This window comes from Litorilinea aerophila, assembly GCF_006569185.2.
Lineage (GTDB): Bacteria > Chloroflexota > Anaerolineae > Caldilineales > Caldilineaceae > Litorilinea > Litorilinea aerophila.
Map to the genome: position 1 here is coordinate 1 of NZ_VIGC02000037.1, position 19,420 is coordinate 19,420.

Below are 19,420 nucleotides of genomic sequence, written 5' to 3' on the forward strand. Positions count from 1 at the left end.
GGTGCGCCCCGGGTACTCCTCCTGCCTTGCTCTCCTGTCTTAACGTGCGCTCCTGCCTGGACGCCCTCACGCCCAGACACAAGTCCCTAATTTACCACATCCCCCACCCCACCCCCAAATCCAAAACGGCCTAAAACACAATGAAGTTCGGCGCTGGCTAGAGCCTGGCCAGCGCCGCCGCCATTGTTTCCAGGAGTGCAGGCGGGATCAGATCGGGCCTGGCCGTGGCGACCTGCTCCAGGGAAAGCCGCGCGCCCCATCGCATGTTGGTCAACTCAGCAAAGCCATCCCCCATGTGCTTCTCGAGGATGGCCCGGGCATCGGGATCGCTGAGCAGATCCACCAGTCGGCTGGCAGGTGTCAGGGCCACCGCCTGGCAAGCGTCCATCCACGCCTTATCCAGCCGCAGGTGAGAGCTGGTGAACTGGTAGGTCCCTGAGCCCACATCGCAGGCCACGCGGCTCCCTTCGTTCCGCACATTGGCAGCGTCGGGCGCTTCCGCCAGGGGGACACCGTCCAGGCGAACCTGCGCCAGATCCCGGGCCGGCACCCACACCGTTGCCCAGGCATTGGCTGGCACCGTCACCTCCAGGGTGAAACCCGCTTCATCCACCCGCCAGGCAGAGCGGATCTCCCCGTACATGGACTGCAGGCTGGCCTCCACGAAGGTGAAGGCGCCGCCTGGCTGGGGCTGAATCAGGATGTGTCGGTAGCCTGGCTCGGCCGGATCCGCCTCAATGCCCGCCACCACCCGATAGAGCCACTCGCCGATGGCGCCGTAGGCATAGTGGTTGAAGGAGTTCATACCCTCATCCTGGAAGGACCCATCCGGCTTGATGCCATCCCAACGCTCCCAGATGGTGGTCGCTCCCCGCTTGATGGGATAGAGCCAGGACGGAAAGGTCCGCTGTTTCAGCAGGTTGTAGGCCACATCCAGATAACCGTGCCGGGTCAAGACGTGGCAGAGGTAGGGGGTGCCCACAAAGCCCGTGGAGAGGTGATAGTGGCGGGCCCGAATGTCGGCTACCAGCCGGCGCACGGCCAACCGCTGCTCCTCTTCCGACAGCAGGTCGAACATCAGGGGCAGGACGTAGTCCGTCTGAGTCTCTGCATCGATGCGCCCCAGACGTGAGGCGAACTCCGCCCGGAAGGCCGCCCGGATCCGCTCATAGCGATCCTGATACCGCTCAGCGTCGGCTGTTTTGCCCAACGCGGCCGCACACTCGGCCAGGAGGCGGGTGGAATAGGCAAAGAAGGCCGTGGCAATCAGGGCGGTAGACGTCTTGGGGGCAGGCATCAGGGGGTTGGCCTCTGGGAAAATGGCCAGCCAATCCCCGAAGTGGAAGCCACTGTCCCAGATGTAGTCATTCCCGGCCTGGCGGGTCATAAACTCTACCCACCCCACCATACTTTCATACTGCTGTTCCAGGATGCGCCGGTCGCCATAGCAAAGGTAGATGGTCCATGGGCAGATGACCGCTGCATCTCCCCAGGCGGAGGAGCCTCGCCCGCTGAAACCGCCCACTGCCCGCAGGGGATCCGGCCGTCGAGTCAGGACATCCGGCACCACGAAGGGGACGCTGCCGTCTGGTGCCTGATCTGCCGCCAGATCCTGGAGCCATTTGGTGAAAAAGGCTGCCACGTCCATGTTGAAGCAGGCCGTGCGGATGAAGACCTGGGCATCCCCCGTCCAGCCCAGCCGCTCGTCCCGCTGGGGGCAGTCGGTGGGGACATCCACGAAGTTGCCCTTCTGCCCCCACACAATGTTGTGCTGGAGCTGGTTGATGAGGGGGTCGGAGCAGGCGAAGTGGCCCGTGGGCGCCATGTCTGAATGAACCACAATGCCGGTCAAGCTGTCCAGGTCGGGCGTGCCTGGATAGCCCTCCACCGCGACGTAGCGGAAGCCCTGAAAGGTAAATCGAGGCTCATAGAGCTCCACTCCTTCGCCCTTCAGGGTGTAGGTGACTGTCTGCCGGGCCGAACGCAGGTTGGCCACGTAGAGGTTCCCCTCCTGGTCCAATACTTCCGCGTGACGCAAGGTGACTACGGTACCGGCAGGCCCCTGCACCCGTAGGCGTATCCAGCCCACCATGTTTTGCCCAAAGTCGAAGATGGTCTCGCCTTTGGGCGAATGGAGGATGGCCACCGGACGCAACTCCTGGATGCGGCGTACCGGCGGCCCTGCCGGCGCCACCAGCCGGGCGGACGGCGCTGCCAGCACCTGGACGCCGGCCCAGTCGCTGTCGTCGTAGCCGGCCTGGCTCCAGCCCGGTTTCTCCAGGCGGGCATCGTAGACCTCGCCGTTGTAAATGTCCGCGGTCAGCAGTGGCCCGGTAGATGCACGCCACCCCTCGTCGCTGACCACTTCCTGGATCCGGCCATCGGCATATTCGATGCGGAGCTGCAGGAACAGGGCCAGCTTATCGCCGTACAGGTTGCGCTGGCCCTCGAAGCCCAGGTATCCCCGATACCACCCGTCGCCCAGGAGGACGCCCAGGCCATTCTCGCCCGACTGCAGCAGGTCGGTCACGTCGTAAGTTTGATACTGGAGGCGATGGTCGTAGCTGGTCCACCCAGGGGTCAGCACCTGGTCGCCCACCCGCTGGCCGTTCAGCTCACACTCGTAGAGGCCCAGGCTGGTGACGTAGAGGCGGGCACGGCGGACAGCGCCGTCCACGGCAAATCGGGTACGCAGCATGGGGCAGGGCTGAGAAGTGGAGGGATCCTCCGGGAGGTCGGGCGTAATCCAGCGGGCGCGCCAATCCCCAGGCGCCAGCAGCCCCATCTCCCAGAAGGCCACCTGGCTCCACGCTGACGGCCGGTCCAGGCTGTCCCACACCCGAACCCGCCAGTGGTAACGCCGCCCCGACTGAAGGGGCGGCCCCTGGTAGGGCTGGTGGATGGAATCTGGAGAGAGGACCTTGCCACTGTCCCAGTGCAAGTCTCGTTCCGCCGCCAGGGCATCGGCGTCCTCCGCCACCTGGATCTGATAGGCGCTCTGTCGCACCTGGCGACCGCTGGCCTGAAGCTGCCAGCTCAGGCGCGGCGCGGCGACGTCGATGCCGATGGGGTTGTCTTTGTATTCACAACGCAGACGGATCACCTGCTCAATGGTACCGCGGGTTTCAGCCATGGGAGCCCCTTGCTACGTACGTTGGCTACTGGTTCGAATGGGATTGGGAGGGTTTGCGGTTTGTGGAGGGTAGTGCGGCGTGCGTGGTACGCCAAGCCATGTGCCGACCAGTGTGGTTTGGTGCTACTGGTGCACGCACTCCGCACCACGCACGCCACTTGTACAAATTCAGACTGTGCGTCAGAGTGTCACTAAAGTTTGGCCAGATCGTCCAGGATGGCCTGAAGCTTCTGGGGAGTCAGACCCGACTCGGGATACATGGCCACCTCTCGCAGGGTCATGTACATGGCCTCCGATAGCTGGGGGTGGCTGGTGGCACCGGGCATATGCTTCTCGATGATGGCTTTCGCCCGCTCGTCGGCCAGAATCTCTCGCACCGTGGAGTTGAGGGTGTACGGCATTGGTCGGCTCCTTTCCTCGTAAAAATATCAGACTGAACAACTACGAAACCCGGGGCAGGGCAGTGGTGGTGTCGGCCACTGCCTGCATTTCCAGCACGGGCCGGCCGTCCACATCAACCCACTTGCCGCAGGTGTCGCCCCGCTCGCTGACGCCCAGCTCCACCAGGCTGCCGTCCATGCGCAGCACCGGATGGTAGTAGCGGTAGACCTTTTCCGCCTCGCCTACGATGTAGTGTCCGATGAGGGAGCGGCGGAAGCGAGAGGTGCTGGTATTGGGGAAGCTGCCGTGGACCAGCTGCCCGTTGAAAAAGAGGACGTCGCCGGCCTTCATCACCACCGGGCGCACCTCGGTCCCTTCCGGGATGGGTACGGTGACATCGGTGAAGCTCTGGTTGGTATCTGCCTCCACGGTGCAGAGCAAGGGCCAGGTATGGCTGCCCGGCACCACCTGGAGGCAGCCGTTTTCTTCGTCGCAGTCATCGATGGCCATCCAGGCGGCCATGCAGGTACCAGGTTGGACCTGGAGGTAGTACTGGTCCTGGTGCAGGGCCTGGCCCCGGGCCTTGGGCGGCTTGAAGTAGAACATGGTCTGCACCGCGTAGGGCTCCCGGCCCAGGAGGGCAGTCATCACCCCGTTGAGGCGGGGGTCAATGAGCCAGCGCAGGCTCAGGTCGTCCCAGCGGTGGGGCTGCATGATGCGCGGGTAGTGGCGCAGGGGATCGGGGCTGGAACGATCCAGGGAGTTCTCGGCGCCAGGATAGGTGCCGGCGGCGTTCATGGCCATGAAATGGTCCTGGATTTTGGCCACCTCCCGGGCATCGAAAAGCCCCGAGACGACCAGATACCCTTCCTCCGTGAACTGGCGATATTGCTCCCGGGTGATCATGGACGGTACTCCTTCAGTTGGATTTCAGTTGGATAATGATGGGTGAATGACCCTGCCAGGGTTTGGGATGATTTGGGATGAAAGGATTATACCTCACCAGCCTCTGGGGCCGAATAAACAAAACCAGGGCCGCCCAAGTAGAGGCCGCCGTCCACATTGATACAGAGCCCATCGGCGTAGATGTAGGGTTCGGTGACCAGCTCCGGCGGCCGGCCGGTAATGTAGCTAATGGGCGTATGGCCGTGAACGATGCGCCGGGCGTGAAAACGGTCCAGCAGCTTGCGGGCCTCGGCAGGGCTCCCGCCCTGGAGAGACAGGAAGGAATAGCGGGTCGACAACGCCTCCAGCAGCACTTCCCAGGCGGCTGGGTCGTCGCTTGCCAGGACGGAAGCCACGGTCCGGTTGACCTCCTCCACCGTGGCCCCCAGGTGGCCGTAGAAGTGGGAATCGGCATGCATCAGCAGCAAGTCGCCTGCCCGCACCAGGGCCGGCCGGGCCTGCAGCCAGGCCTCCTGCGCCGGGGTCAGCCGGGCCAGATCCGCCGGCAGACCGCCGTTACGCAGCCACACCTGGGCAAAAGTTTCTCCCCAGCTGGTCTGGGCGGCTGTGCCCAGGCGCAGAACCGACAGGACCATCACATCGTGGTTGCCCAGGAGGGCTTCCACCTGGCCTCCGGCTGCGGCAGCCTCCTGCTGGAGGGCCATGATCAGGGCTACCGCCGGTACGCCATCCATGCCCCGGTCGAAAAAGTCACCGGTCAGGTATAGCCGGGCATGCCCCCCACACCAACACTGGCGGGCATCGATCAACCCGGCCGTCTGCAGCAGGCGCACCAGGGCCTCCAACTGGCCGTGGATGTCGCCGATCACGTATCGGGGGGGCTGGGCCGGTGGAGGAGCCGAACTGGGCATGGGCGTTACCGTGGGAATGCCGCCTAGGGAAGTTGGCTAACTATTGGGAGCTGACCTATCGAAACAGAGACGTGCCAGATGCTGGCGCCATTATATCACAGAGGCCACCATTTCCAACCGCCTTGCCTGAAGTCGATGGATGGTGCTATCATGATATTGAAGCTGAATGCCGGCCTGCACAGCGTTGTCTCCATCAACCGTCCAACCCATGACCCTATGGCCCAGCCATGATAATCAGGGTTGAACCGATTTCTTCGATTCCCGATTTTGACTTCTGAGGAGGAAAACATGGACAGACGTGGCATGCTCTATGTGCTGTTGGCCGCGCTGATGTCGCTGCTGGTTCTCAGCGCCTGCACCGTGCCTGTGCCCCCCCCACCTGGGGCAGCCGAGTCCGGCGCCGCCCCAGAGGCAGCCCAGACCGGTGAGGCAGGTGAGGATGTGGTTACCCTGACGTGGGGCTTCTGGGGCAGCGCCGAAGAGCGGGCCACCCACGAACAGGTGGCCGAGGCCTTCATGGCGGAGCACCCCAACATCCGCATCGAATACTGGCATTTCCCCTGGAGTGACTACTTTACCAAGCTCCAGACCCTCTTCGCCGCCGGCGATCCCACGGCCATTCCAGATGTCTTCTTCCTGTGGCCCACCCCTCGCTACGCCGCCGAAGGGGTGCTGGAAAATCTGGACCCCTGGATCGAACAGAGCAACTACGACCTGAGCGACTACTGGCCGGCCCTGCTGGAGTCCGCCATGTGGAACGGCAGCGTCTACGGCCTGCCCCGAGATGTGAGTGTCGAGGTGCTCTATTACAACAAGGACATCTTCGACGAAGTGGGGGTGGAATACCCCAACGAGAACTGGACGTGGGATGACTTTGTGGCCGCGGCGGAGCAGCTCACGGTGGTGGAGCCCAGCGGCCGGGTGGCCCGCTATGCCCTGGGCATGGAGGGCGGCAAATGGCAGCTCTGGGTCGGCCAGAACCGGGGCAGCATCCTGGACGACATGCGTAACCCCTCCCGCTGCACCCTCACCGAACCGGAGGCCATGGAGGGGATCCAGTTCTTCGCCGATCTGATGAACCGCAACCTGGCCATGCGCTCGGCCAACCTGAACCAGGCCGGCGGCGATGCAGCCGTCTTCCAGAGCGGCCAGGTGGCCATGATCATCCAGAACGCCAGCCGGGTCTCCACCTTCAATGCGGCCGGCCTCAACTATGACGTGGCGCCCGTGCCCATTCCTGCGGACGGCCAGCGGGCGGCTTCGGCCGGCGGCGCGGCCTGGGTGATGAGCGCCGTCAGCGATAACAAGGAAGAGGCCTGGACTTTCCTGAGCTGGCTGCAGAGCACCGATGGCGGCCAGCGCATCTACACCGAAGCGGGAGAAATCTTCCCGGCCCTGCGCTCCACGGCCCGCTCCGACGCCTTCCTCCACGCCGGCAAGCCCCCGGCCAACCGGGAAGCCTTCCTCATCGAAGGCGAGAACGCCAAGGTGGGGCGCTTTGGCTACTTCCCCGAGTGGGGCGAACTGAGCGGCTCCATCATCGAGCCCGCCCTGGAGCGGGTCTGGGCGGGTGAAGCCACGCCGGAGGAGGTGGTGCCCCAGCTCTGCGAGCAGGTGGATGCGTTCCTGAGCGAGCACGGCTATCCGAAATAGAGCCCATGGTCGGGCATCAGGCGGACGGTGGGGCGCGTAACGCGCTCCACCGTTTTTGCTTGATCCATTTTGCTTGATCCATCACCGCCTTTGCGCTGTATTTTCATCTGAACAGGGATTGACACGGATGGGTCGGTCCGGTCTCCTGGCCGGGCATCCGCACCCAACGGGACAGGAAGCCATGTCCCGCAGGGATGCGTGATCTACGGATGGTGCGGATTTTTCATCCTCCGCAGTGTAATGAATCCGCGGTGCCATGAAAGTGCAAGAAAGACTCAGATGTGGCTCCGTTCTGGAGAATCTGGAGTCATCCTTCAGTTAAACCAGTGGAGCGAGGAGGAGGCGTTGCATTGTTGAGCGGAAAGACCACAACCCTGGCCGAGAGGCCGGCCCTGGGGCGCTGGCGACGGTGGCGGCCGGATCAGCAGTGGGAGGGCTATCTCTTCCTGTTACCCAGCTTTATCGGCTTCCTCGTCTTCACCGCGCTGCCCATCCTGGGGTCCCTGGCCCTCAGCTTCATGCGCTGGAACCTGTTGACTCCGCCGGAGTTTGTGGGCCTGGCCAACTATACCCAACTTCTGAACCAGGACCCCATCTTCCGCCGGGTGGCCTTCAACACCGCCTACTTCATCGTCACCATCGTCCCCCTTCAACTGGTCCTGAGCTTGCTGCTGGCCGTGGCCCTCAACCAGCCCTTGCGGGGTATCCAGGTCTATCGGCTGATCTACTTCATGCCGGTGGTGGCCACCATCGTGGCCGCGGCCCTGGTCTTCCAGTGGATGTTCAACCGGGACTTCGGCATCATCAGCGCCTTCATCTGGAAGGTGGGTGAGTGGACCGGTATGCCCGTCAGCCCGCCGGATTGGCTCAACAGCACCACCTGGGCCCGGCCGGCCGTGGTGATCCTGACCCTGTGGAAAAACGTGGGCTTCAGCATGGTCATCTACCTGGCCGGGCTGCAGGCCATTCCCAAGGAGCTGTACGACGCCGCCCATGTGGACGGCGCCAATGCCTGGCATCGCTTCCGCTACATCACCGTGCCCATGGTGAGCCCCACCACCTTCTTCCTGGCCATCATCCTGATGATCGGCGCGTTCCAGCTCTTCAGCGAGCCCTATGTCATGACCCGGGGCGGGCCGGCCCAGGCCACCCTGACCATCGTCTACTACATCTACCAGAACGCCTTCGAATTTGGCCGTATGGGCAAGGCAGCCGCCATTGCCTGGGTGCTCTTCATCTTCATTTTCATCTTCACGTACATCCAGACCCGCCTGCAGCGCCGGTGGGTCCACTACGAAGCGGGGGAGGGTTAGGTCATGCTCCGATCCCAGGCTGCCGCGCCGGCCCCGCGTCGCCGGCACCGTTTTCAGCTCCGTCACCTGCTCCTGCACGGGCTGCTTCTGGCCGGCAGTGGTCTCATGTTGCTCCCCTTTTTGTGGATGCTCAGCACCTCCCTGAAGGAGCCGGCGGAAATTTTCACCTACCCGCCCATTTGGATCCCCAGCCGTCTGGCCTGGGAGAACTACGTGGAGGCAGTCCGGGCCATGCCCTTCGGCCGCTTCTACCTCAACAGCCTGGTGGTGGCCACGGGGATCACCGTCCTGCAGCTGCTAACGGCATCCCTGGCCGGCTTCGCCTTTGCCCGGCTGCGCTTCCGGGGGCGGGATGCGCTCTTCCTGCTCTACCTGGCCACCCTCATGATCCCCTTTCAGGTGACCATGATCCCCAACTTCATCCTGGTCCGCTATTTGCGCTGGTACGACACCTACCAGGCCCTGATCCTACCGCCCGCCTTTTCGGCCTTCAGCACCTTTCTCATGCGCCAGTACCTGCTGAGCATCCCCCTGGAGCTGGATGAAGCGGCGCGGGTGGACGGCGCTTCGTCCTGGCGCATCTGGGGACAGATCATCATGCCCCTGAGCGGGCCGGTGGTAGCCACCCTGACCATTTTCATCTTCCTCAACGCCTGGAACGACTTCCTCTGGCCGCTGGTGGTCACCAACTCCCTGGAGATGCGCACCCTGCCCGTGGGTCTCAGCACCTTCCAGGGGCAATACAACGTCCAGTGGCACTTGCTGATGGCCGGATCGGTCATCGCGCTGGCGCCGGTGCTGGCTATCTACATGATGGGGCAAAATTGGTTCGTGGAGGGGATTACCCTCTCGGGCATGGGCGGGCGGTAGGGGGTGTCGGTCCTTGCTTGCTCTTCAACAAGCGTCTATCTACCACTTGTCCTTCGATAAAATCGAGAATTGTTATCAGTACGATATATGAGACACCTTCGTCTTTTACAAGGGTATAGCAGATATACTCGCCTTCTGACGTTCTTTGTTCTCTTTGCGGGGGTCACCTTTTTTCACATTCGTGGACTGTGGCCAGGACAAACTTTCATGCCCGTGGATCTGGCGCAAAATCTTTTTCCATGGCGTTCAGGTGATCCACACCCTCTGCAAAACTGGCTTATTTCAGACCCCCTATACAATTTCTATCCATACTTGGTCCATGCCGTTGATACGCTTCGTAAAAACGGGGAGTGGCCGTTATGGAACCCCTATGTTCTTCTTGGCCACCCTGTTTTCGCCAATCCTAACGCTCAGCATCTGTATCCAGTATTTGTTCTACTCGGCCTCTTGGCGGGAGCAGCCCGCGGGTGGGCGCTTGGATTGTGGCTTCACGCCTTGTTAGCTGCTGGACTCACCTATGGTTTCTTACGAGAGTTTGGATGCTCCCGCCGGGCGGCAATTCTGGGAGGGTTCACCTATGCCCTGAGCGGCTACATGGTTATTTGGTTTGAGTCGCATTTTCGGATCAGTACGCTTAGCTGGTTGCCTGGCGTCCTATGGGCTTTTGAATGCGCCGTGCATCGCTATCGTTTCCGTTATGTTGTTTTTGCAGCACTGGCGATGGCATTAGCTATTCTTGGCGGACAATTACAATTCGTTGCTACATTCTCTCTATTCTTGAGCTTTTACGCCATTGGGCGAATATTGGAAGCCTTTCAACAGCATCCAGGGAAAACATCGTTCTGGCCACTGGTAGTTTTCGGAAGCATCCTTGGGCTAGGGATCCTCTTGGCATCTGTCCAAATCTGGCCATTTGCTGAATTCCTGGGACTTAGCCATCGTTCTGATGGCCTGGGATTGCAAGATCCCTTACCATGGCGCCAGCTAATTACCCTAATCATCCCTGATTTTTATGGAAACCCAGCTAGTATTGGCCCTTATTGGGGTGCTATAAATTTTAGCGAAGGGACTATTTACGCCGGGCTACCGGCTTTGGTTTTGGCTATTCTGTCACCTTTTTGCAATGCTAAATTCCGGGTGAGGTACCTGTCGTTATTAACCATTTTAATGCTTCTCTTTATTATCGGAGCCCCGGGTGTGCAACTCCTGAACACCTTTCCTCTTTTCAATTACACCTCACTCCACCGTTCTACATTTCTTTTACCTTTGCTGGTTGCATTATTGGCAGCTACCACCTTGAGTGCACCCCAAATTCCTATCCGCGCCGCATTGATTACCAGTGTTCTATTATGTGTGAGTGTGGGCGCAGCTTTCTTAGGCAATTGGGGTGAGGCCCAAACACACTGGTTGGAGTTACGCCGCCCCATTTTCCTCTTCGGGACGTGGCTTTTTGCCACATTTTTACTCCTGACACTCCGAGCCTATCTTCCAACGAAACGTAATTTGGTCGATTGGGCCATTGTCGTCCTTGTTTTTGTGGACTTATACACGTTCGGTAGTCACTTCAATCCGACAGGGGCAATCTCCGAGCTATTGCCACCAACACCAGCTATTGAATTTCTGCAAACCCAAGTCGGGCTCCATCGCGTCGTTGCCTATCAGCGAGATGATCAGGTACTTTTTGGCCCCAGCGTACTTTCATTGTATGGCATTGCAGAACCGGGGGGATACTCCTCACTGATCCCAGAACGATACCGGGCGTTGATTGAACAAGGTGATCCAAATCTCGACGTTTGGTGGATGGTTCCCAATCGTAATATTGTCGCCTTCAGTTATCCCTCACGGCGGCTGTTAGACATCTTGGGGGTAGCCTATGCTATCTCGCCAACTTCATTAACAGATCCCATATTACGGGCAGAAATTGCTGTTGATGATTGTGTGGGAGACAGTGGCGAGATAAAGGGCACCCATGTCGTCCGTGGGCAATTCACCGTACGGGATACAGCCATTAATCGAGTGGATCTACACTTCCGTGTTTACCAACCCGAACAGGCATCCGGTATTCTGGTTGTACGGATGTGGAGAGGCTCTTACGAAGGCCAACTGATCATGGAAAATCGTGTAGATGCCACACTTTTGCAAGATAAGGAAAAGATCTCTCTTTACCTATCTCCAGAATTCAACGCCCCAGGACACGTCTACACATGGGAAATCGCACCGGATGACGGAACGTTACACACAGGTGTCGGCCTCTGTACAGATGCGGCAGGGCAACCAGCTATCGCCGTATATGGAGCAGATTGGATGGAAATCTACCAAGGTGAGGTTTTTGTCCACCAACGTTTGGCACCGCTTCCCAGAGCTTATATCGTCTATGCAACAGAATACATTCCGGATGATGCCCAAGCAGTGCGTCGGTTGCTAGATGAATCCTTCGACTTGCGCAATGTAGCGATCACCGCAGAACGAGTAAACTTACCTGCAACCCCTCTACAGCCTGCCACCCCAGCGGAGATAGTTACATACAAAGATACCCAGATCGTGATCCGTACAGTAGCAGACACACAAGGACTACTGGTTTTGAGTGATCAGTTTTACCCAGGTTGGCAAGCCTTTATAGATGGGGAACCGGCCTCTATTGTGCGGGTAAATCACGTCTTGCGGGGTGTAATCATGCCGCCTGGAGAACATCAGGTGATTTTTCGTTTTGCGCCCGGCTCATTACGGTTTGGAGGATTGCTGAGCTTGCTTGGGATCATTATATCGGTAAGTCTCATAATATGGGACGACCGCCTCTCGCTTAACCTCATCCGCTTGACCTCATGGAGATAAAGCAAGTTGAATTGAATGTAAAAATTGGGGCTTGACAGGGCAATATTTTCATTGTATAGTCTCGACATACAGCCTGTATACAAGCTGTAGCCACACAGTATACTTTCCCATATATCATTCTGTTCATCCATAATAGAAACTTTTCCATGTCTGTGCGAGCGTGAGCCTCTACTCCATGAGTGACGCCTCAGCCTCTCCCCTTTTGCGCGATCTGGCCTACGAGAAGATCAAGGAGGCCATCCGTTCAGCCAAATTGCAGCCGGGAGAAGCCCTTTCGGAAACAGGGCTCTCTAAGTTGCTTGGTATTAGCCGGACCCCCGTGCGGGAGGCCCTCCAGGCCCTGGCACAAGAAGGCCTGGTCCAGATCATTCCTGGACGAGCAGTTACGGTTGCCGCGCCATCCTTCGAGGAAGTGATGGATGCCATTCACGTCCGCTACTTGTTGGAACCTGAAGTCGCCCGCCTGGTCGCTCAAAATCTCAGCGACGAACAGCTAGCTACCCTGGCGCAGGCTGTCCAGGCCATGGAAAAGGCTGTCGAGCAGAAAGATCGGGCGGCCTGGTCGGCCCATGATAATGTCTTCCATACCACCCTCAGCCAGGCATGCCCGAATCGTCTTCTAGGAGAGATGGCGCTACAAACCCGAAATCGTATCGCGTTTTTGGCCATCAATGTCAAAGATAACGATGAACGGCTGGCTGCCTGTACGGCAGAGCACAGGGCCATTGTAGAGAAACTCATGGCTGGAGATGCGGAAGGTGCAGAGGAGGCCATGCGATACCATCTGCGCATGCTTCGGGATAGCATTTTCCAGCGCTATACCCACCCCTATTGACCGATCGAGATTGAAGGGAGGTGAACAGCCTGTACAGACAACCTTGTAGGCTCTGTTGCGGTTGATGCCAACGGCTTTTCCTAGGTGCAGACGCAAGCGTCCCCAGTCCTGTCACCAACCGTTGGCCCATTTTCCGGGTCCATAGGCCACGACAAAGTAGCTCCCCGTCCCCGTTTTCTGTTTTCCCAGATAGTCCCTGCGCCTTTTCTTGCCGAAAACTGGCATGGAGGCGCCATGCATGTATTCATCTTGAAGTTCATGTCGAGTTCGTGTTCTCCTGTATGGGGGCAGCGCAGTGTATCTCGATTTGGGGAGGGTGCTGCCCAGGTAGAGTAGAAGGAGGTGTGTTTCTGAATCATCGCGCCGCCGACCTTCCATTTTCAGAATGTAGACCGGATCGTTCGTTATCCCACGATTACAGGAGGATGGGCAACCATGAAGGGGAAGCTGCAGTTTTTGGCTATTTTGTTATTGTTCAGTTTATTGGCCGCCTGTGCCCCTCAGGCCGCGCCAGAAGGTACACCGGCCCAGGGCGAAGCTGCCGCCGAAACTGAAGGCGAGAACGCGGCCCCTCAAGTCAGCGAACTCAAAATTCTATGGGCACAATGGGATCCGGCCGATTACCTGCAGCAGATCGGCAACCTCTACGAACAGGAGACCGGCATCAAAGTCAGCGTGATCCAGGAGCCCTGGGGATCCTTTGGTGACCGTTTCTTCACGGAGATGGCCGCCAGCGGAGACGCCTGGGACATCGTGGTCGGCGACAGCCAGTGGCTGGGCCAGGGAGCTACCCAAGGACACTACATTGAACTCACCGACTTTCTGGTCAGCACCGGAATTGCCGATTCGGTCACGCCGGCAACCCTAACCTACTACGGCGAGTACCCCACGGGCTCCGGTCGCTACTGGGCCTACCCCACAGAAGGCGACGCGCTTGGATGGGCCTATCGGAAGGACCTCTTCGAAAACCCCGAGAACAAGGCCGCGTTTCAGGAACAATACGGCTATGAGCTCGACGTCCCCCAGACCTTTGAGCAATTGATGGATATTGCCAAGTTTTTCACCCGACCCGAAGAGGGCCTCTATGGGGTAGCTATCTACACCCAAAAGGACTACGATGCTATCACCATGGGGATGGAGAGCGTGATGTTCAGTTATGGGGGAGATTGGAAGGACGAGGACTACAACGTCATGGGGGTTGTGAACTCGCCGGAGAACGTGGCTGCGGTCCAGTACTACAAAGAGCTCTATGACTGCTGTCAGGTGCCTGGCCTGAGCAACGCCTTCTTCACCGAGGCCAACGATGCCCTGATCAGCGGCCAGGCCGCACTCATCATGAACTACTTTGCCTTCTTCCCGGCCCTGGCCAGCTCGGGTATCAATCCCTATGCCGATGTGACCGGTTATTTCCCGAACCCGGCTGGTCCTGGCGGTGCCCAACATGCGGCATTGGGAGGCCAGGGCATGAGCATCATCAGCTACATCAGCCCTGAACGGCAAGAGGCAGCCAAAGCCTTCATCCAGTGGTTCGCCCAGGAGGAGATCCAGATGAAGTGGGCTGAACTGGGCGGATATACCTGCAACGCCAATGTCCTCCAGACAGACGCCTTCCTCAACGCCACGCCCTTCAACCCGGCCTTTGCGACATCCATGACCATGGTCAAGGACTTTTGGAACATTCCTGAATACGGCCAGCTCTTGGAGGTAACCCAGCGGGAATTCAGCCGCTTTGTCGTCGAAGGGCAGGGGACCGCTCAAGAGACCATGGACACCATCGCAGCTGAGCACGACCGGATCTTGCGCCAGGCAGGCTATCTCGAGTAGTCAGATTAACCGCTGTGGTGAAGGGTGAGCCAGCGCCAGTCCGGCCACCGCTCACCCTTCCCACATCTGGTTATTGCCCCTAAAACCTGGAAGGAAATCATCCATGCGCACTACCCATGTGCATGTCAAACAGACCAGCTACGAGACCAGACACCTGCGTTGGGTTCTCTCAGACCGGGCTATCGTCCACCTCTTCATCTGGCCCACCCTGGTGCTGCTCATCTGCATGAATGTGTTCCCACTCTTTTACAGCCTGTATCTGAGTTTTACAGATTATTCAGCCATCGCTCGACAGGCTCCTCGATGGGTAGGTTTACAGAACTTCAGCGATATTCTCAACGATCCTCAACTTTGGAAGTACTTTGCCACCACAGGGAAATACGCTTTTTTCTCCGTGGGATTACAGGTGATCGTGGGTTTCACCCTGGCCATGTTGGTCAAGGAAAAATTCCGCGGTAGCGGGCTCATCACGACCTTAATCCTGCTCCCCATGATGCTCTCGCCTGTGGTGGTCGGACTTTTCTGGAAGCTTATTTATAACCCCACTTTCGGCTACTTCAACTATCTGTTGGGCTTTACCGATCCGAGCAAAGGGCCGGATATGCTGGCCAGTCGATTTGCCGGCAAGCCGGTGCCCGATCTGGCCCTCTGGGCCGTCGTGATCGTGGACGTGTGGATGTGGAGCCCTTTTGTCATGCTTCTCGTCCTTTCCGGATTAAAGGCCATACCCGAGTACCTCTACGAGGCCGCCGCCATTGACCGGGCAAGCCCCTGGTTTCAGTTCTGGCACATCACCTTGCCCCAGGTGTTGCCACTTCTGTTGATCGCCATCCTGTTCCGTACCATCGAAGCTTTCAAAGCGTTCGACCTGGTTATGGGCTTGACAGGTGGAGGGCCTGGTGACCAGACCGAGCTCATTGCGGTCAACCTGTACCGACAGGCCTTCCTCGGCCAATGGCAGACCGGACGAGCCAGCGCATTGGCCTATATCATCCTGATTGTCATCATCGCCATCAGCAATATTTACATTCGTTTCTTGAATCGCCTGCGTGACTGAGGTGGATTATGTTTAGCAATTTTATCCACGAGGGCCCGCGAAAACCGGTTCTCATTTCCACCCGAGTCGACAAAATCCATCCTCGGGCCCGACTCTTGAACCAAATCCGGGTCACTGTGGTCACCATTCTGGCCCTCATCCTGCTAATCCCCATCTTCGTCATGATCATGACGGCCTTCAAATCCCGGGCAGATGTGGTTTCTGTTCCCCCCAAGATCATTTTCGAACCTACCCTGGAAGGTTTCGTCTATCTGCTGACCGAACGGGCAGTGGTGCCCCAATCTCAAATGGCAGCGCTGCAAGCCGCGGCCGAAGCGGGGGAACTGAACTACTTCCAACGCATTGCCCTCCGCACGGGACAGATCATTACCGGCCCCAGCGATTATGTGGACCGGCTGCGGAATTCTGTGATCATCGCCGGCCTGTCGACCTTGTTTTCCGTGATCCTGGGGGTATTCGCGGCTTATGCCTTCAGTCGCTTCCCCATACCCGGGAAAGATGATCTCCTGTTTTTTATCCTCAGCACCAGAATGTTGCCGCCTGTGGTGGTCACGATTCCCCTGTTCCTGATGTATCGCCAGCTCAAGCTACACGACACCCACCTGGGCATGATCCTCCTGTATACGGTCTTTAACCTTTCCCTGGCGGTGTGGCTGCTCAAGGGGTTTATGGACGAGATCCCCACCGAGTACGAAGACGCGGCCATGGTGGATGGCTACACCCGTTTCCAGGCTTTTTACAAAATTGTGTTGCCCCAGGCAGCCACAGGCATCGCGGCGACTACGGTGTTCTGCCTCATTTTTGCCTGGAATGAATACGCCTTTGCCCTCATGCTCACCAGCGACGATGCCCGCACGGCCCCGCCCAGCATCGCCACCATGTTGGGCCGGGGCGGTATCGAGTGGTCGGCCATCGCAGCAGGTAGCCTGGGGTTCCTCATCCCTGTCGTGTTTGTGACCTTTCTGCTGCGAAATCACCTCTTGCGCGGAGTCACTTTTGGCGCCGTCCGTCGCTGAATTTATTGCGGATTGGAAAATCATGGCCACCATCCAACTTGACCAGGTCGAGAAACGCTTTGGTGACTATCAGGCAGTCAAGCCCATGAACCTGACCGTTCAGGATGGGGAATTCGTGGTGCTTTTAGGGCCGTCCGGCTGCGGCAAGACCACCACCCTCCGCATGATTTCAGGACTGGAGGCAGTGAGTGGCGGGAAGATCCTGCTCAACGGCGCTGACATCACATGGCGGCACCCCAGTGAACGGAACATTGCCTTCGTCTTCCAATTTTACGCCCTATACCCGCACTTGTCCGTATACGACAACATCGCCTTCCCGTTGCGGGCCGAAAGGGCTCCCCGAAAAGTCGTCCAGGAACGAGTCAACGAAGTGGTGGATCTCCTGCGCATCCGCCACCTTCTGCGCATGAAACCGGGGCGGTTGAGCGGCGGTGACCAACAGCGGGTGGCCCTTGCCAGGGCACTGGTGCGACATCCGGCGGCCTTCCTCATGGATGAGCCCCTGGGCGCCTTGGATGCGGAGCTGCGGGAGGTGATGCGGAGTGAGATCAAACGGCTCCACATCGAGCATCATGCAACTACCGTATATGTCACCCACGACCAGATCGAAGCCATGGCCATGGGGGACCGGATCGTGGTGATGTCTGCTGCCGAGGTCCAACAGGTAGGTACACCGGCAGAGGTTTACCACAACCCGGCCAACCTCTTTGTAGCTCGCTTCATCGGCAGCCCAGGAATGAACCTGGTTACCGGCCATTGTTCTCAAGGGGTGCTCCATCTCTCCAATGGGGATCAGAAACTTCCGATTCCTGCAGCCCTTTGGTCGGGTCTGGCGCAAGCACTGCAAGGGGCAGAGAAAGTGATTGTAGGGTTTCGGCCAGAAGCAGCCCGCCTCGATCCGCAAGGCAGCCTGGTGGGGGAAGTCTACGCGGCCGAGCTCCAAGGGGGCTATTCCCTCCTCCACATTGCCTTCAATGGAAACACCATCATCCATATTCGCGCCGATCGGGAAGCGATTTATCCACTGGGCACGCAAGTACGCTTTGGGGTGGAGCCGACCATGCTGCGATTCTTCGATCCGACGACGGAAAAAGCCATCCGATTGGAGGAGGTACGGTGAGCCACGTTGAACTGCGACACATCTCCAAACGATTCCGCCATGTTACGGCTTTGCAGGATGTCTCCTTCCATGTGGAGGACGGCGAGTTTTTGGTCCTGCTGGGGCCCACCGGAGCCGGTAAAACCACCACCCTACGCGTCATTGCCGGGCTGGAACGACAGGATACCGGGGATGTAATCTTTGATGGCCAGGTTATGAACCAGGCGCCGCCGGCAGAGCGGGATGTCGCCTTCGTATTCCAACAATATTCTCTCTATCCCACCATGACGGTCTACGATAACCTGGCCTTTCCCCTACGCGCGCCAAGCCGCCGCATCGCCGAAGACGAGATTCGCCGTCGTGTAGAAGAAGCAGCAGAGAAACTTCGCATTCATCACCTGCTGAGCCGCAAGACCGGCCATCTTTCTGGCGGGGAAATGCAACGGGTGGCCATTGGTCGAGCCATCGTGCGCCGGCCACGCATCTTTCTTATGGATGAACCTCTTTCCAATTTGGATGCCAAGCTGCGCGAAGCGTTGCGGGTGGAACTTCAACACCTGCAGAAATCCCAGGGGAGCACCACGCTCTTCGTCACCCACGACCAGATTGAAGCCCTGACCATGGCCGACCGCATTGTGGTACTCAACAAAGGCCAGGTGGTGCAGATTGGCACACCGGAAGAAATCTACGACCACCCCGCGACCATCTTCGTTGCCCAGCTTGTGGGAACCCCCCGGATCAACCTGTTACAGGCCCGACGCGAAGACAGCACCATCTACATTGAAGACAGCACCGTACATGTCTCCATCCCCCAGGGAGCCGTTCTCCCCCCTGTGCTCCAGCTGGGCATTCGTCCAGAGGACATTATCCTCTCGGAGCAGGGAACCTTCCAGGGGGAGATCGTATTGACTGAGCCCTTGGGGGCCGAAACCGTAATCCATGTGCGTTCTGGACGCCAAACCTTCGTCTCCCTGGTCACCGGCCTCTCCAACCTGCGCATCAAGGAGGCGGTACGATTCGACCTGCGGAGCGAACATTTTCACTATTTTGATAAAGCAGGACACCGCATCCCTGTACCGCAAGTCCCAGCCATGGCCGGTGCAGAAAGCTCCTCGCCTTCTACCCGTGAACCTGCGCCCCGTGCATCTGAACGGATTGAACCATGAAAGAAAGACAGATAGTGCTACCGAAACCGCTTCTGGGCTCGATTGTGCTGTTGTTGGTCTTGGGATATGTGGCCCATCTGCTAACCCCGCGCATGTTCACCGAACAGCAGATTGCCAATAACGTGTTATTAGCGGCCATTCCCTTTATCCTGATCTTTGTCGCCATCGTCCTGGCTTTCGTCACCCTGATCGTTGTTGCATCTACCTACCTCAGTCACGCTGTTCCGGAATCCATCTACCGTGTAGTGGAGTACGCCGCCATGGCAGGCATCCTGGCCGGCATCGTGGCCATGTTTCAGCCCTGGTCCCTGGCCCTATACCGGCTAGGTTTTCTGCTCCTCTTCATGGCGACACTCTTCTATATTCTGTGGAGCCATATCTCACCCATGATTACGGAAGAAATTGGTTAGATGCTTTCGTTCTG

General features: G+C 58.6%; 15 protein-coding genes. 11 read left to right on the forward strand and 4 right to left on the reverse strand.

Annotation, left to right across the window (positions count from 1 at the left end; translation table 11 throughout):
- Nucleotides 1-157 precede the first annotated feature (157 nt).
- The 4 genes from FKZ61_RS20730 to FKZ61_RS20745 form a co-directional block, all read right to left on the reverse strand.
- Nucleotides 158-3,133 (reverse strand): glycoside hydrolase family 78 protein, encoded by a 2,976-nt coding sequence (locus FKZ61_RS20730; protein WP_141612061.1) that lies wholly within the window; start codon nucleotides 3,131-3,133, stop codon nucleotides 158-160.
- Nucleotides 3,134-3,324: 191 nt separating this feature from the next.
- Complete coding sequence (locus tag FKZ61_RS20735; protein WP_141612062.1) at nucleotides 3,325-3,534, reverse strand: hypothetical protein; 210 nt, start codon at nucleotides 3,532-3,534, stop codon at nucleotides 3,325-3,327.
- Nucleotides 3,535-3,574: 40 nt separating this feature from the next.
- On the reverse strand, nucleotides 3,575-4,420 hold the full coding sequence (locus tag FKZ61_RS20740) for a phytanoyl-CoA dioxygenase family protein (RefSeq protein ID WP_141612063.1): 846 nt from the start codon (nucleotides 4,418-4,420) through the stop codon (nucleotides 3,575-3,577).
- Between the two features lie 86 nt (nucleotides 4,421-4,506).
- Nucleotides 4,507-5,331: a metallophosphoesterase gene (locus tag FKZ61_RS20745; protein WP_141612064.1), complete on the reverse strand. Its 825-nt coding sequence runs from the start codon at nucleotides 5,329-5,331 to the stop codon at nucleotides 4,507-4,509.
- Nucleotides 5,332-5,619: 288 nt separating this feature from the next.
- Between FKZ61_RS20745 and FKZ61_RS20750 the strand changes: the two genes are divergently transcribed.
- The 11 genes from FKZ61_RS20750 to FKZ61_RS20800 all read left to right on the forward strand — a co-directional run bounded on the left by FKZ61_RS20750 (nucleotide 5,620) and on the right by FKZ61_RS20800 (nucleotide 19,406).
- Entirely contained in the window at nucleotides 5,620-6,984 is a 1,365-nt protein-coding gene (locus FKZ61_RS20750; protein ID WP_141612065.1) for an ABC transporter substrate-binding protein, read from the forward strand.
- 353 nt (nucleotides 6,985-7,337) lie between these two features.
- Nucleotides 7,338-8,297, forward strand: coding sequence for a carbohydrate ABC transporter permease (locus tag FKZ61_RS20755; protein WP_141612066.1), 960 nt, complete (start codon nucleotides 7,338-7,340; stop codon nucleotides 8,295-8,297).
- A 3-nt stretch (nucleotides 8,298-8,300) separates the two neighbouring features.
- Nucleotides 8,301-9,167 (forward strand): carbohydrate ABC transporter permease, encoded by an 867-nt coding sequence (locus FKZ61_RS20760; protein ID WP_141612067.1) that lies wholly within the window; start codon nucleotides 8,301-8,303, stop codon nucleotides 9,165-9,167.
- A 207-nt stretch (nucleotides 9,168-9,374) separates the two neighbouring features.
- Nucleotides 9,375-11,999, forward strand: a complete 2,625-nt coding sequence (locus tag FKZ61_RS20765) for a glycosyltransferase family protein (RefSeq protein WP_170200093.1) — start codon at nucleotides 9,375-9,377, stop codon at nucleotides 11,997-11,999.
- Nucleotides 12,000-12,174: 175 nt separating this feature from the next.
- Nucleotides 12,175-12,834, forward strand: coding sequence for a GntR family transcriptional regulator (locus FKZ61_RS20770; RefSeq protein WP_141612069.1), 660 nt, complete (start codon nucleotides 12,175-12,177; stop codon nucleotides 12,832-12,834).
- Nucleotides 12,835-13,269: 435 nt separating this feature from the next.
- Nucleotides 13,270-14,658, forward strand: a complete 1,389-nt coding sequence (locus FKZ61_RS20775; RefSeq protein WP_141612070.1) for an extracellular solute-binding protein — start codon at nucleotides 13,270-13,272, stop codon at nucleotides 14,656-14,658.
- 103 nt (nucleotides 14,659-14,761) lie between these two features.
- Nucleotides 14,762-15,715, forward strand: coding sequence for a carbohydrate ABC transporter permease (locus FKZ61_RS20780; protein WP_141612071.1), 954 nt, complete (start codon nucleotides 14,762-14,764; stop codon nucleotides 15,713-15,715).
- Between the two features lie 161 nt (nucleotides 15,716-15,876).
- Nucleotides 15,877-16,731: a carbohydrate ABC transporter permease gene (locus FKZ61_RS20785; protein ID WP_407659962.1), complete on the forward strand. Its 855-nt coding sequence runs from the start codon at nucleotides 15,877-15,879 to the stop codon at nucleotides 16,729-16,731.
- A 22-nt stretch (nucleotides 16,732-16,753) separates the two neighbouring features.
- Nucleotides 16,754-17,851 (forward strand): ABC transporter ATP-binding protein, encoded by a 1,098-nt coding sequence (locus FKZ61_RS20790; protein ID WP_141612073.1) that lies wholly within the window; start codon nucleotides 16,754-16,756, stop codon nucleotides 17,849-17,851.
- On the forward strand, nucleotides 17,848-18,996 hold the full coding sequence (locus tag FKZ61_RS20795) for an ABC transporter ATP-binding protein (RefSeq protein WP_170200095.1): 1,149 nt from the start codon (nucleotides 17,848-17,850) through the stop codon (nucleotides 18,994-18,996). The genes FKZ61_RS20790 and FKZ61_RS20795 overlap by 4 nt, the downstream gene beginning before the upstream one ends.
- Nucleotides 18,993-19,406 carry a hypothetical protein gene (locus FKZ61_RS20800; protein ID WP_141612074.1) on the forward strand — a complete coding sequence of 138 codons (414 nt, stop codon included), beginning with the start codon at nucleotides 18,993-18,995 and terminating at the stop codon, nucleotides 19,404-19,406. The genes FKZ61_RS20795 and FKZ61_RS20800 overlap by 4 nt, the downstream gene beginning before the upstream one ends.
- The last annotated feature ends 14 nt before the right edge of the window (nucleotides 19,407-19,420 follow it).